General features: G+C 69.1%; 14 protein-coding genes and 2 tRNA genes. 10 read left to right on the top strand and 6 right to left on the bottom strand.

Annotated elements, in window-relative coordinates; translation table 11 throughout:
• Positions 1-207: 207 nt before the first annotated feature.
• Entirely contained in the window at positions 208-942 is a 735-nt protein-coding gene (locus ACU6XJ_RS03420; RefSeq protein WP_476306804.1) for a Type 1 glutamine amidotransferase-like domain-containing protein, read from the bottom strand.
• 154 nt (positions 943-1,096) lie between these two features.
• On the opposite strand from ACU6XJ_RS03420, the gene ACU6XJ_RS03415 reads away from it, so the two are divergent.
• The 5 genes from ACU6XJ_RS03415 to ACU6XJ_RS03395 all read left to right on the top strand — a co-directional run bounded on the left by ACU6XJ_RS03415 (position 1,097) and on the right by ACU6XJ_RS03395 (position 6,409).
• Complete coding sequence (locus tag ACU6XJ_RS03415; protein WP_476306803.1) at positions 1,097-1,897, top strand: hypothetical protein; 801 nt, start codon at positions 1,097-1,099, stop codon at positions 1,895-1,897.
• 159 nt (positions 1,898-2,056) lie between these two features.
• Complete coding sequence (locus ACU6XJ_RS03410) at positions 2,057-2,731, top strand: YdcF family protein (RefSeq protein ID WP_476313785.1); 675 nt, start codon at positions 2,057-2,059, stop codon at positions 2,729-2,731.
• Between the two features lie 12 nt (positions 2,732-2,743).
• Positions 2,744-4,012, top strand: a complete 1,269-nt coding sequence (locus tag ACU6XJ_RS03405) for a deoxyguanosinetriphosphate triphosphohydrolase (RefSeq protein ID WP_476306802.1) — start codon at positions 2,744-2,746, stop codon at positions 4,010-4,012.
• Positions 4,013-4,678: 666 nt separating this feature from the next.
• The gene (locus ACU6XJ_RS03400; RefSeq protein ID WP_476306801.1) at positions 4,679-5,767 is read left to right on the top strand and encodes a serpin family protein; all 1,089 of its coding nucleotides are present in this window, start codon (positions 4,679-4,681) and stop codon (positions 5,765-5,767) included.
• Positions 5,768-5,833: 66 nt separating this feature from the next.
• Complete coding sequence (locus ACU6XJ_RS03395) at positions 5,834-6,409, top strand: carboxymuconolactone decarboxylase family protein (RefSeq protein ID WP_476306800.1); 576 nt, start codon at positions 5,834-5,836, stop codon at positions 6,407-6,409.
• A gap of 75 nt (positions 6,410-6,484) precedes the next feature.
• Here the strand turns inward: ACU6XJ_RS03395 and sigJ are convergent, their stop codons facing one another.
• Entirely contained in the window at positions 6,485-7,387 is a 903-nt protein-coding gene (gene sigJ, locus ACU6XJ_RS03390; protein WP_476306799.1) for an RNA polymerase sigma factor SigJ, read from the bottom strand.
• A gap of 52 nt (positions 7,388-7,439) precedes the next feature.
• Between sigJ and dnaG the strand changes: the two genes are divergently transcribed.
• The 3 genes from dnaG (at position 7,440) to ACU6XJ_RS03375 (ending at position 10,719) form a co-directional block, all read left to right on the top strand.
• Positions 7,440-9,350: a DNA primase gene (gene dnaG, locus ACU6XJ_RS03385; RefSeq protein WP_476306797.1), complete on the top strand. Its 1,911-nt coding sequence runs from the start codon at positions 7,440-7,442 to the stop codon at positions 9,348-9,350.
• A complete protein-coding gene (locus tag ACU6XJ_RS03380; protein ID WP_476306795.1) occupies positions 9,347-9,871 on the top strand; it encodes a hypothetical protein in 525 nt (174 codons plus the stop codon). The genes dnaG and ACU6XJ_RS03380 overlap by 4 nt, the downstream gene beginning before the upstream one ends.
• A gap of 89 nt (positions 9,872-9,960) precedes the next feature.
• Positions 9,961-10,719, top strand: a complete 759-nt coding sequence (locus ACU6XJ_RS03375) for a trans-aconitate 2-methyltransferase (RefSeq protein WP_476306793.1) — start codon at positions 9,961-9,963, stop codon at positions 10,717-10,719.
• Here the strand turns inward: ACU6XJ_RS03375 and ACU6XJ_RS03370 are convergent.
• Positions 10,639-11,043 carry a hypothetical protein gene (locus ACU6XJ_RS03370; protein ID WP_476314108.1) on the bottom strand — a complete coding sequence of 135 codons (405 nt, stop codon included), beginning with the start codon at positions 11,041-11,043 and terminating at the stop codon, positions 10,639-10,641. The genes ACU6XJ_RS03375 and ACU6XJ_RS03370 overlap by 81 nt on opposite strands.
• A gap of 110 nt (positions 11,044-11,153) precedes the next feature.
• On the opposite strand from ACU6XJ_RS03370, the gene ACU6XJ_RS03365 reads away from it, so the two are divergent.
• Positions 11,154-11,226 (top strand) — tRNA-Asn (locus ACU6XJ_RS03365).
• A gap of 52 nt (positions 11,227-11,278) precedes the next feature.
• Positions 11,279-11,352: transfer RNA gene (locus ACU6XJ_RS03360), tRNA-Ile, on the top strand.
• Between the two features lie 111 nt (positions 11,353-11,463).
• On the opposite strand, the gene ACU6XJ_RS03355 is transcribed toward ACU6XJ_RS03360, so the two are convergent.
• The 3 genes from ACU6XJ_RS03355 to ACU6XJ_RS03345 form a co-directional block, all read right to left on the bottom strand.
• A complete protein-coding gene (locus tag ACU6XJ_RS03355; RefSeq protein WP_476306791.1) occupies positions 11,464-12,255 on the bottom strand; it encodes an HNH endonuclease in 792 nt (263 codons plus the stop codon).
• Between the two features lie 150 nt (positions 12,256-12,405).
• Entirely contained in the window at positions 12,406-13,209 is an 804-nt protein-coding gene (locus tag ACU6XJ_RS03350; protein ID WP_476306789.1) for an SDR family NAD(P)-dependent oxidoreductase, read from the bottom strand.
• On the bottom strand, positions 13,140-13,514 hold the full coding sequence (locus tag ACU6XJ_RS03345) for a CBM96 family carbohydrate-binding protein (RefSeq protein WP_476306788.1): 375 nt from the start codon (positions 13,512-13,514) through the stop codon (positions 13,140-13,142). The genes ACU6XJ_RS03350 and ACU6XJ_RS03345 overlap by 70 nt, the downstream gene beginning before the upstream one ends.
• Positions 13,515-13,697: the final 183 nt, after the last annotated feature.

Genomic DNA, 13,697 nt, shown 5'->3' with positions numbered 1-13,697 from the left:
ATGGCCTGCCAATGAAATCAACCGGGCCTCGCCGACCTGGTCGGCAAGGTCATCATCGACCTTCCGTTTCCGTGGTCGGTCCACAGGCTGCCCGGCGAGAACGCCGCTCCCGACGTGTCCGGATTCAGTCGGCGAGATGACCGCCGTGGACGACGTCCCTGCTGATCGCGCCGAACGAGGTGGTGCTCTGCGCGGAACCGTTTGTTCTCATCCGGGCAGGCGCCGCACGTCCAGCCGATGCTCGGTGACGCTGCCGTCAGCCGACCGTTCCACCTGGTAGGCGCCCGCGCCTTGGCGTTCGGCGACCGCCTCGACGAGCGTGGTGCCTCGGTAGAGCAAGCCGACGCCGTCGTCGGTGCAGTGTGTGACAGGCAGTTGGGCGGCGGCCACGGCCGCGTGGATGACCGGTCGCCGGTTGCGTTCGGAGTCGTAGTGCACGCCGTTGCCGTAGGGCAGCATGGCCAGCCCATCGGTGACGATGCGCAACTCGGGACCGAAGGAGTCGGTGGAGCCGCCGAGGTACCAGCAGATGGACCCCGCCGACACCCCGCCGAGCACCACCCCGTCCAGCCACGCCTTGCGGAGTACCGCGTCCAGGCCGTGCACCCGCCACACGGCGAGCAGGTTGGCCACCGAACCCCCGTCGACCCACACGACGTCGTTGCGTCCCACGTAGTCGGCGAGGTCTGCCGTCGGCGGCTGCGGGAACAGGTTGAGGTGACTCACCTCCACCCCCGCGTGCTCGCCCGCCTCGGACACGAAGGCGTTGAAGTACCGCTGGTCGCCGCCCGCGGTGGCGATGTGACACAGCCTCGGCCGCCGACCGTCCACCCCGGACAGCTCCAGCGCGTGGTGGATCAGCGGTCCGAACTCCAGCGTGATCCTGCCGCCGCGGCGCCACCCGCCGGAGGTGGCCAGAATCGTCGGTTCCGGTGCGCCCATGCCCCGAATCCTGCCGGCGCCCCCTACCAGACCCGCCCGACACTCCCGCCCTATCACTCCTTCGTTTTCGGCGTGTTATCCACAGGACCCCCGGCCATCCACAGATTCCGATCTTCTGCTGGTTTCGCCCCCGCCGACGGCGAAGGCTGGACCCATGACCCCTTCACAGCCCGACCTGCCCCACCGCTTCCCCTACGCGGTAGCTCGCTCCTCGGACCTGGTGGCGAGCGGACTCACCGCGTCCACGATCTCCCGCCGCTGCAAACCGGGCGGTCCGTGGCAGCGCCTGCTGCCCGGCATCGTCTTGCTCAGTCACGCGCCCCCAGGGCCACTGCACCTGATGCGGGCCGCCCACTTGCACGCGGGCCCCGACGCGGCCATCACAGGCCTGGACGCGCTGGCTCTGCACCGCGTGGTTCCCCCACCCGCCACGACCTCCGTCCACGTCCTCGTCCCGACGCGCCGCCATCCGGCGGGCAACGACCTCGTCCACATCGAACGCACCCGAGATATGCCCGAGCCCTGCCCGATCGCCGCGATCCCCGCCGTCCCCATGGCCAGGGCCGTCTTGGACGCCTGCCGCCGCCTCACCTACACCAAGACCTCGTCCTTCGGAGGTTGCATCGCCGCCGAGGTCCGCATCCTGCTGGCGGCCGCGATCGCCCGGGGCGCCGGAACCCCACCGGCGCTGCTGGCGATGCTGGCGCCCCAAGCCCGAGGTTCCTGGCTGCCACGCGAAATCCTCCGGGGCTTCATCGACCACCCCGCCACTCTGAAAGGAGCCATCTCCGATGCGGCACAGCCCGGCGAAACCGAAGCCAACGTCATCTCGCTCGCCGACCGCGCACCCCACGGCCCACCGGCGCCGCCTCGCTTCCCGCCTGCTCCGCTGATCCCCTTCCCGGCCCGTCTGCACGCCCCAGGAACGGAGAAAGAATCGTGGCAACTCGCCTGAGCACATCCGGCGACGTTCATTCGGCCGAAACGTATTCACTCCGCTATCCGCGGGCCTTACCTCGCTGTCGGATGCGCGGGTGGGGAGAATCAGGGTGGTGGACACGCAACCGGGTGTTCAGACAGCGGTAACCGGGTCTGCGACCATGGGGTGGTGAGCATGCGCCTGACGCCGTCCGGATCGATGTCGGTCCGGTTGGTCAGACGGGCGGTGGTGGGTGCCGTCATGATCGGGTTGCTGCTGGTGGGCGGTACCTCGTTCCGGGTGTGGCAGGTCGCGCGGTCCGATGAGCGGCAACCGGTCGACGCGGTGGTGGTGCTCGGCGCGGCGCAGTACGACGGCAGGCCATCGGACGTGTTCGAGGCGCGGCTGCAACACGCTCAGCGGCTGTTCGAAACCGAGGTCGCCAAGACCATCGTCACCGTCGGCGGCGGTCAGAGCGGGGACAAGTACACCGAGGCGGAAGCAGGCCGGAAGTGGCTGCTCGGCACCGAACGCACCTCCGGCAGGTCCAAGAACGCCGTTCCCGCCTCCAGAGTCGTGGCGGTCGGGGCGGGCGCCGACACCCTCGGCAGCCTGCAGGCCGTGGCAGCCGAGGCACAGCGGCGCGGCTGGAACTCGGCGGTGATCGTGTCCGATCCGTGGCATTCGCTGCGGGCCCGCACCATGGCCCGGGACGCCGGGCTGGAGAGTTGGACCTCGCCGACACGGCGAGGACCGGTCGTGCAGACCCGGATCCGGCAGATCCGGTACATCCTGCGCGAAACGGCGGCGCTGCTGTACTACCGGTTCACGCATGCCTCGGCCGAGGGGACCGGCGACGGGTTGGGCTGACATGCTGGTGTGGTGAAAAGCGGCTACACCGAGCATGACGCCGAGCGGCTTTTGCCCGAGGCACCGAAGACGGCGGCGCTGCCCGGCAGCGACGGAACCCGCCGCAGCCCGTTCTCGCGGGACCGTGCCCGCGTGCTGCACTCCGCCGCGTTGCGGCGGCTCGCCGCGAAGACCCAGGTCGTCGGGCCGGGGGAGGGGGACGTGCCGCGTACGCGGCTGACCCACTCGCTGGAGGTGGCCCAGATTGGCCGGGGCATCGCCGAGGAACTCGGTGCCGATCCCGATGTCGTGGACACCGCGGGCTTGGCCCATGACATCGGCCACCCGCCGTTCGGGCACAACGGCGAGGACGCGCTGGCGGAGATCGCGCGCGGCTGCGGTGGTTTCGAGGGCAACGCGCAGACCCTGCGCATCCTCACCAGGCTGGAGCCCAAGTACCTGGGCGCCGACGGGCTCGGACGCGGCCTCAACCTCACCAGAGCCAGCTTGGACGCCTCCACCAAGTACCCGTGGACGCGGGAGGTGAACGAGCGGAAGTTCGGGGTGTACGACGACGACTTGAGTGTCTTCGAGTGGATGCGGGGCCGGGCGCCCGCGGGGGCACGGTGCCTGGAAGCCCAGATCATGGACTGGTCCGATGATGTCGCCTACTCCGTGCACGACGTCGAGGACGGGGTGGTGTCCGGTCGGATCTCGCTGCCCACGCTCGCGGACGCGGGGGAGCGGGCCGCGATCGCGCGGCTTGCCGCGCAGGCGTTCGGCGTCGAGTCGGCGGCGGACCTGGAGGCCGCTGCCGAGGGGCTGCTCGACGTGGAGGCGGTGGCGGGCCTTGTGGAGCGGGAGTACGACGGTTCGCTCGCGGCGTCGGTGGCGTTGAAGCGGCTCACCAGCGAACTCGTCGGCCGCTTCGCCTCCGCCGCTGTCGGCGCGACCAGGGCGAAGTACGGCGCGGAGCCGCTGTCCCGGTACGCCGCCGACCTACAGATCCCGGCGCAGGTGGCGGCCGAGGTCGCGGTGCTCAAGGCGGTCGCGCTGCGGTACGTGATGAGCGATCCGCGCCGCCTTGAGGTGCAGCTGGAACAGCGGCAACTGCTCACCGACCTGGTCCACACGCTGACCGAACGCGCGCCGCTCGCCCTGGACCCGTCGTTCCGTCCCGCTTGGGACGTCGCGACCGACGACGCCGCCCGCCTGCGGGTGGTCATAGACCAGGTCAGTCTGCTCACCGACTTCCAGGCATTCCGCTGGCACCGCGAACTGTGCTGCCACCAATCTGATTAGCCAGGCCCGACAGCGGCGGAGTCGCGGAGTGCGGAACCGATTCATGGAGGCAGGCGACATCTCCCCATGGCCTGAGGGTGCGGCGAGGACCAGCCTGGTTGTCCGACCGATGCCGGCGATCCGACCAGGTCCGTGATGGGGCAGCAGTAGGCCGACCGGGCAGAACGAGCAGGCAGTCGCGATGGCCAGTCCGGGATCGGTAGCGGTGCAGGCGCATCAGATCGATCGTTTGTGGCGATGTCTATTTGCGAAGAATGGTTCTGTGCACCTCCGTCCCGCGGCCTGCTTCGCGAACCGGGATGTCCGCAAACAGGTCAATCCGCATGCTGTCAGCGAAAACCGACGCCGACACTCGTTCGAGTGGCACACTCGGGGTTATGGCGAGAGGGTTGCTCCGTGCGTTGCGCTCGCGCCTTCGCCGGTTGTTCCGCAGGCGGGTTCCCGCAGGCGTGACGAACCGTGGAGGCCGTGGTGAGTCGGGCGGCGGTGCCGCCGGGGTTCGCGAACCCCGCAGGCCGCTCCCGGTCGGCCCGGTGGCCGGAGCGGGTGCCAAACCCGATCCGAAGCCGCCGACGAACATCCGGCTCCCGGACTCCCGACGCAACCCATAGCCCGCGTGCTCCCGTCCTCAGGGGGAGCGGGTACACCGCAAACCCTGGAGGCCGAGTGACCGAGCACGTGGATTTCGCCCTGACCCTGCACCGGGCCCTGGGCACGGCCGACGACGACCTCTGCTGGTCGCCGGTGTCCGTGGCCAGCGCGCTGGGACTGACCGCGACCGGCGCCGCGGGCAAGACCCGCCAGGAACTGTTGGCGCTCATCGCGGGCGGGGACGACGACGGACTGGGGCGGCACGCCGAGCTGCTCAACAAGGCGGGCAAACTGGCCGACGACGACGCCGTGCTCGCCGTGTCCAACACCCTGTGGATCAGGGACGACGTGCCGGTGGAGGACGCCTACTCGGCGGAATTGGTGGCCTGGCCGGGCGGGTCGTCCCAGCTCGCGCCCTTCCAGCACGACCCGGAGTCGGCGCGCAGGCTGATCAACGCCGACGTCGCCAAAACCACGCGACAGCTCATCCCGGAACTGCTCCAGCCCGGCACGATCGAGAAGCTCACGGTCGCCGCACTGGTCAACGCCCTGTACCTCAAGACCGGCTGGCGGCACCGCTTCCAACGCGGCGGCACCCTGCTGCGTCCCTTCCACACCCGGCGCGGCACCCGCGACGTGCAGACCATGCAACTCGCCGAGGACCTCGGCTACGCCCACACCGACGGCTGGCAGGTGGTGTCGCTGCCCGCCAACGGCGGCGTGACCGCGACGGTGCTGCTGCCCGACGGTGAACTGTCCGAAGCGGAGGGCAGGCTCAGTTCCGAGGTGCTGCGGCGGCTGCTGGACGCGCCGTCGCTGCAGAAGGTCGAGTTGCGGCTGCCCAAGCTGAAGATCAAGGGCCGCTACGACCTGGACCGGGTGCTGGGCAAGGTGGGCGTGAACGAGCTGTTCACCGAGCAGGCCGACCTCTCCGGCATCACCGGGGAGGTGCCGCTGATGGTGTCCGCGGCCGTGCACGAGGCCGTGCTGCGGGTCGACGAGGAGGGCATGGAGGGTGCCGCGGCCACCGCGATGGTGATGCGGCTGAGCATGGCCCTGCCCGACCAGCCGGTCCAGGTCGACGTGGACCGGCCGTTCCTGCTGCTGGTGCAGCACCGCGAGACCGGAGCCATCTACTTCATGGCCCGGGTGACCAACCCCTGACCTGCGCTGTCACAAATCCGCTCGGCGGCTCGTCCTCCTGATGACACGACTTCACAGGAGGACGAGATGCCTCGTATCCCCGCGGTTCCCACCAAGGACGCAGGCTGGGTGGTCCGGCTGCTCTACCGGTTCGCCAAGAAGCGCTTCGGGGCGGTGCCCGAGCCGTTCGCGGTCACCGCGAACCACCCGAGGCTGATGGTCAGCATGGCCATCGCGGAGGCGGGTGCGGAACGGTCGCAGAAGACGCTGCCCAAGGCGTTGATCGAACTGGCCTACTACCAGGTGGCCGTCCAGGTCGGCTGCTCCTGGTGCGTCGACTTCGGCACCATGCTGCAGAAGCACGACGGCCTGGACATCGACCGGCTCACCGAGATCCACGACTACCGGAACTCGGCGCACTACACCGAGTTGGAGAAGCTCGTGCTCGCCTACGCCGAGGCCATGACCAACCAACCCATGACGGTCACCGAAGAGCAGGTCGCCGAGCTTGACCGGAGGCTGGGGCACAAGGGCCTGGTGGAGCTCACCTTCGCCATCGCGATGGAGAACCTGCGCGCCCGCTACAACCACGCCCTGGGCATCACCGATCAGGGCTTCACCTCGGGTGCGGCCTGCCGCGTCCCCTATCCCGTCGCCAACTGATCGGCGGAGCACCGGCGACCACTGACCAAACCAGGCCTCGCGGACGCGCAGGCCGCCGCCCGCCATCAAGGCGGTTCAGACGCCGATGAGCTTGTCCGGGTTGGTGGTGTTGTAGATCGCGGCGATGCGACCGTCGCGGACGACGAACACCGAGGTACCGACATCGGTGGGCTTGCGGGTGGCCTTCGCGTCCTCCGCGAGCCGGAACACCACCCCCGGATCGCCGTTGATCAGCACGTTCTCCAGCGAACCGATGCGCTGTCGGTAGATGCGCATCAGACCGAGGAAGAACTGGGTGACCGCCTGCGCGCCGACGATGGGGCGGCGGGCCGCCGCGGCCTGGCCGCCACCATCGCCCACCGCGACGACGTCGGGGTGCAGCAACGCGACCACGCCCTGGACGTCGCCCTCGGCGAGGGCGGCCATGAAGCGGTCCAGGATCTCCTGCTGCTCGGCCAGCGGCGCGCGGCGCGGCGGATCGGCGTCCGCGACGACCTTGCGCGCCCGGGAGGCGTGCTGCCGCGCCGCGGCGGAGGAGCAGCCCAGCACGTCGGCGATCTCGGCGAAGGGCATCTGCAGGCTGTCGTGCAGCACCAGCGCGACCCGCTGCTCGGGGGTCAGCGACTCCAGCACCACCATCGCCGCCATCCGCAACTCCTCGTCGCGGACCACCGAGTCCAGCGGGTTCTCGCCCTCGCCCAGCCGCGCCACCAGCGGCTCCGGCAGCCAGGAGCCGACGTAGTTCTCCTTGCGGACCGCCGCCGAACGCAACCGGTCCAGGCACAGCCGCGCGACGACCGTGGTCAGCCAGGCCCGCAGGTCCCGCAGCGCGGCGCGCTCGACGTCGCCGAGGCCGTTCAGGCGCAGCCAACTCTCCTGGACCGCGTCCTCCGCGTCGGCCACCGAACCGGTCATCCGGTAGGCGACGCCGAACAGATGACCGCGGTGTTCCTCGAAGCTGTGCTGCACAGTGCCCATCCTGCACCTGCGGCCGCCGCCGAACACTGTGACCTCAGTACACTCCGCTGTTGTGGCAGGACGGATCCGGGAAAGCGACATAGCCGAGGTACGCGAGCGCAGCCGGATCGACGACGTGGTGGGGGAGTACGTCGCGCTGCGCCGCGCAGGTGGCGGTGCGCTCAAGGGACTCTGCCCGTTCCACGACGAGAAGTCGCCGTCGTTCAACGTTCGCCCGACGCACGGCACCTTCCACTGCTTCGGCTGCGGCGAGGGCGGTGACGTGATCGCCTTCGTGATGAAGATCGAACACCTCAGCTTCGTCGAGTCGGTCGAGAAGCTCGCCGACCGGGTCGGCGTCCGGCTCACCTTCGTCGGCGGCGGTTCCAGCGTGCAGCGCGACCGCGGCACGCGCTCCCGGCTCATCGACGCCCACCGGGTCGCCGCCGAGTTCTACGCCGAACAGCTGGGCACCCCCGACGCCAAGACGGCGCGTGAATTCCTCACCGAGCGCGGCTTCGACGCCACCGCGGCCACCACCTTCGGCTGCGGCTTCGCCCCAGCGGGCTGGGACAAGCTCACCAAGCACCTGCTTGGCCGCGGCTTCGAGCTGTCCGAGCTGTACACCGCGGGCCTGTCCAAAGAGGGCAGACAGGGCCCGATCGACCGCTTCCACCGCAGGCTGCTGTGGCCGATCAAGGACCTCAGCGGCGACGTGGTCGGCTTCGGCGCCCGCAGGCTGTTCGACGAGGACCCCATCCAGGCCAAGTACGTCAATACCTCCGAGTCGCCGATCTACAAGAAGTCGACGGTGCTGTTCGGTCTCGACCAGGCCAAGCGGGAGATCGCCAAACGCAGGCAGGCCGTGGTGGTGGAGGGCTACACCGACGTGATGGCCATGCACGCCTCGGGCGTGCCCACCGCGGTGGCCTCCTGCGGAACGGCCTTCGGCGGCGAGCACATCGGCGTGCTGCGCAGGCTGCTGATGGACGACGACGCTTTCCGCGGTGAGGTGATCTTCACCTTCGACGGTGACGCCGCGGGCCAGAAGGCCGCGCTCAAGGCGTTCGACGACGAGCAGCGCTTCGCCGCACAGACCTACATCGCGGTCGCCCCCGACGGCATGGACCCCTGCGAGCTGCGCCAGGCCAAGGGTGAGGTCGCCGTCCGCGACCTGGTGGCGCGCAGGCAGCCGCTGTTCACCTTCGCGATCAAGGCCATGCTCGGCGAGCACAACCTGGACACCGCCGAGGGCAGGGTGGAGGCACTGCGCCGCACGGTGCCGCTGGTATCGCGGATCAAGGACGTGTCGCTGCGGGACGAGTACGCCCGCCAGTTGGCAGGCTGGGTCGGATGGGAGGACGTGCCGACGGTGCTGCGCAGGGTCCGCGAGGAGGCGGGCAACGCCCCCACACCCCGCACCAACCGCCGCCTACCCACCCCAGACCCGAACCAGGGTGCGCTGGCCGTCGACGTGGACGGCCCACCGCGGCCCGACCGCCGCGACCCCCGGCTGCGCGCTCAGCGCGATGTGCTCAAAGCCGCCCTCCAACTGCCCGCGATGGCGGGCCCGGTGTACGACGCGCTGCCCGACGAAGCCTTCACCGACGAGGCCTACCTGGTGGTCCACCAGGCCATCCGCGCCGCAGGCGGCACCGGAAGCGGGCTGTCCGGCCCCGCGCTGGTCGACGCGGTCAGCGAGCACTGCCGGTTCGGCACCGTGCGCACGCTGGTGAGCGAACTGGCGGTGGAGACGCTGCCCACCAAGGACGAGCACGACGCCCGCTATGTCGAGGCGGTGCTGGCAGGCCTGCAGAAGGAGTTGGTCGGCAGGCAGATCGCCGACATCAAGTCCCGCCTGCAGCGGCTGTCCCCGGTGGAACAGCCCGACGACTACCGCGCGCTCTGGGGCGACCTCGTCGCGTTCGAGGAGTACCACAAGGCCCTGCGCAACCAGGCCATCGGCGAATGGCAGTCCCGATGAGCCTGTTCTCCCGCCTGTTCGGCGACCGCTTGCCCAAGGGCTGTGAACTCGACCTGGAGGCAGCCGAGCGAGTGCTCGCCGTCGCCGACGTGCGAGGCGGCGGCCACGCCGTCGCCACCAGCCACGGCCTGTGGTGCCGGCAGCCGCAGGGCATGCGCCGGGTCGACTGGCACCTGGTCAGCAAGGCCACCTGGAACGCCGACACGCTGACGCTGATCATCGCCGAGCAGACCGGCGCCGCGGGCGCGGCGGTGCTGCTGCGCGACCTCCCGCCGCGGCGCCTCACCTTCGACCGCGCGGCCACCGTGCCCGATGTGGTGCACGCGCGGGTCACCGGCTCCATCACCGCCCGCCATTACCAGGAACTTCCCGGCGGCGGCGCCTGGTTCGTCCAGCGCCGGATCGTCGGCCGCGACGGGGTGCAACTTCAAGTCCGTCCCGACCCCGGCACCGATGAAGCCGTGCTCGCCGACGTGGCAGCACGAGCCGCCGAACGCATCCCCGCGATTCACAACCCGTGAACGGCTAATGCCCTTACCTCGCGCGGATTGCCTCCACGGCACTTTCCTGTTCACAATACGTACGTACGGTTTGGTTAACTGGAGGGGCCATGTGGGATCCGAATGAGTACCTGAAGTTCGCGGAGGAGCGCGGCAGGCCATTCCACGACCTGCTCGCCCAGGTCAAGGCGGACAACCCGCGTGGCGTGGTCGACCTGGGCTGCGGCCCCGGCAACCTCACCACCCTGCTGGCCAAGCGCTGGCCGCGTGGCAGGCTGACGGCTTTGGACTCCTCACCCGACATGGTCGCCGCCGCACGAAGCCAGGGCGTCGCGGCGGAGATCGCCGACATCCGGGATTGGATGCCCGCAGACGACACCGATGTCGTCATCACCAACGCCGTGCTGCACTGGGTGCCCGAACGCCTGGAGTTGCTGCGTCGGTGGCTCACCGCTATGCCCGGCGGCGCCTGGTTCGCCCTGCAGGTGCCGGGCAATCACCGCGACTCCACCCACACGATCATCCACGAACTCGTCCGGCAGCCTCGGTGGAGCCCGTTGGTGCCGCTAGACCACCTGGTCCCCAGCGCCCAGTCGGAGCCCGCCGAATACGGCGACCTGTTCACCAGCGCGGGCTGGCACGCGAACGTGTGGGAAACGACCTACCTCCAGCGGCTGGAGGGCGAGAACCCCGTCCTGGACTGGGTATCCGGCACAGCACTGCGCCCAGTCCGCGAGGCACTGGGCGACGCGGACTGGGCGCAGTTCAGAGCCGAACTGGCGCCGAGGTTAGCTGCCGCCTACCCGCGTGGGGTTGACGGCGGCACCTGGCTTCCGTTCCGACGCATCTTTGCCGTCGGTCACCGCTGAGCCACTCTTCGTGGCGGCGGTGGTGGCCTTGCGCGGAGCGGGCGTCGTGGTGGTGCTCGACGTCGCGGCGGGCGGCGGGCTGGGCACCGCGCGGTGCTCAGCCCCCGATTCCTTGCCCATCCCGGTGATCTCGGTGAACTTGGCCCTGGCAACCCCCGCCGCACCCTGCACGGTGGGGTGGTCGGCCAGCGACTTGTAAGTCCGTACGAGGTCCTCGTAGCGCTCCCGCCCTGCGCGCGTGCCGAGAACGTATCCGGCGGCCATACCCAGTAGGAACGCCTTCATCACGTTGTCCTCCAGCGATCTTCGGAGCTGTTCGGTCACCCCGCCCGCCGTCCCTGTCGACGCGGCGGGGGGTGCTGTAACCGGGTTCCCAGCATGCGCTAGAGTTACACGTCGTCGGGGTGAGCAGCTCTGACAGGCCAAGTGAACATTCCTCCATAGCTCAATTGGCAGAGCATTCGACTGTTAATCGAAGGGTTGCTGGTTCGAGTCCAGCTGGAGGAGCAGAACAGCATAAAGGGCCAGTCCGCAACGGACTGGCCCTGAGTTGTTCTCTGGGGCGGTAGCTCAGCCGGTTAGAGCAGGGGACTCATAATCCCTTGGCCGTGGGTTCGAGTCCCACCCGCCCCACCGCCTCCCACCCGCCGATACCCGGCAAGTCACGATCGCACTCGTAGTTACTCCGTCGCCGACCTGTGCGCGCAGCTATCGTCGTTCACCCGCCCTGCCGTGGGCGACCGATCATGATGCCGCCCGGTGCATCGACCAGTGGGCGCGCACCCAACCCAAATGGCGCTCGGAAAGCGACGTGAACAGCGGCTCGCCGTGCAGACGGCGGTACTCGGCGTACTGTCGTGCTTCCTCGCTGGCGTCGATCAGTTGGTCTGCCGGACGGATGGCGAGATGGTCGAGGTCGAACAGGCTGTGGATGTCCCGACGCAGCAGCAGACCACCTTCATCGTGGTGGACTCCGTTTGCCGCGTAGCTGTAGAGGTGGGCTGCTTCAAGTGCTCCTGCGGGTGCCGCACCAGTGAACGCGCAGATGTGACCCTGTTGCTTGAGTAGTCGATGGCGGAAGGAGCCTTGTCCGACCCGCACCCGGACCAATCGATTGCGGTGTCCGCTGATCAGGCTTTCGAGGGCGGCCTCGATCGGCGACAGCGGAGGCGGAAAAGGCAACGAGCGCACGGCCTCGCGGAAACGGACGTAATCCAGCTGACGCATGCTGAGTTGTGACTTCGGATGTAGGCACAACTGGCGTAGCTGATTTCCCGTGAGTTGGCCTGCGAGGTCCACCCATCCTGAGTTGTGACGCGTTCGGTACGTCTTGACCTCCTGGCTGTAGGTGACGGGTGCGGCGAAGACACCCCCGCATGCGTAGCACTTGTAGACCGGGCGCATGGTGGCCCGCGCCTTGATATTCGCCTTGCCGCGCTTCGAGCATCGATGCAGGTCGTTGCGTTGTCGTCCGTGATCGATGGCTTCAATCACCGACGCGCCGAGGAGAATCTCCTTATCCCACAAGGCGATCACGTCTCCTGGCTTGGGCGCAGCATGGTTCGGGACGGTGTCGTCCCAGCTGTAGTGGAACTGCGGGTCGTCGTCATAGCCGTCGTTCCCGCTCCGCTCGCCTTGCCGAACTGTCCTTCGGTGAATCGCCAGGATCGGAAGCTGCGTTTCAAGTCAGACTTCCTTGAGCATCCCCGAGTCCACCGAAAAGTCGGCACCTGTCGTGCTCGCCGAGCGCGGCGACGCCAGCAGGACCACGACGTCGGCGATCTCCTGTGCGGTGGCCAACCTGCCGGTGCTCAGGTTCATCAGTTGCGGCGCCAACTCGGTGAGCACGGTGTCGCGGGTGGAACCCGCGTGGGCGGCGAAGATGTCGGCGGCGCCGCCTTCGTCGGTCCACCACGGTGTGTGCACCGGGCCGGGGGAGACGGTGTTGACGCGGACTCCCTGCGGCGCGAACTCGGCGGACAGTGCCTTGGTGAGGTTGGTCAGGGCTGCTTTCGCCGCGCTGTAGTCGACGTTGACCGCCGAGGGCTGCCGGGCCACCGCGGAGGAGATGTTGACGATCGCGCCGCCGCGGCGCTGGAGGTGCGGGAGCGCGGCGCGGATCGCCCTGACCGCCGAGAGCAGGTTGAACTCGAGCATGTCGTGCCAGTCCTCGTCGGTCAGGGCTAGGAAGGAGAAGCGGGGCAGCGCCGTGCCGGGCGGCGGACCGCCCGCGTTGTTCACGAGGATGTCGAGTCCGCCGAAGTCGGCCACCGCGTGGCTGATCGCGGCGGCGGGTGCGGCCGGGTCCATCAGATCCGCCGCGAGGTGGTGGAGGTTCGGGCCCACAAGCTCAGCCAAGGCGGGGCTGATCTTGCGGGAGACGGCGACGACCTTGGCGCCTTCCTCGACGAGGGTGCGGGTCACGGCAAGGCCGATGCCCTTCGACCCGCCGGTGACGACCGCGATCTTGTCGGCAAGCTGTAGATCCATGCCGCAAGGCTCACATCTCGCACCGCCACCTTCCGGCGGTATTCGGACCAGGTCGTGTTGGTCATGCGCTTGAACGTGCCGCCGCTGAGGGAGGCGGCGCCTGCCACGTTGTCGGTGTGCACGCGCAGCTTGACGCTGCTGACCGTGCCGCCGACACCGCTGACGTTGAACTTGAGGAACATGCGCTTGATGGGGGAGTTGTCCACATCGAGCCGGCCGGAGGTACCGAAGTTGGTACCCGCCGCACCGCTGTCGACGTAGGTGTCCGCGCTCGCGGCCACGGTGGTTGTCGCCGCCGACGCCACCGGGTCGGAGCCGGACAGCGTGAGACGGTGATGGCCGATGCGGTGAGGACGCCGACGACGGTCGCCACGACGGCGGCCCTTCGTTCGAACATGCCGAGCCCCTTCACTCGTCGTGGGGCTATAGGGAGGGTGCTCGACGGACGTTATGGACCGGCGGACTCAGCCGGGTCGGGGGAAACCCCA

This window comes from Actinorectispora metalli, assembly GCF_056323685.1.
This window is presented reverse-complemented; position numbering and strand designations above follow the sequence as displayed.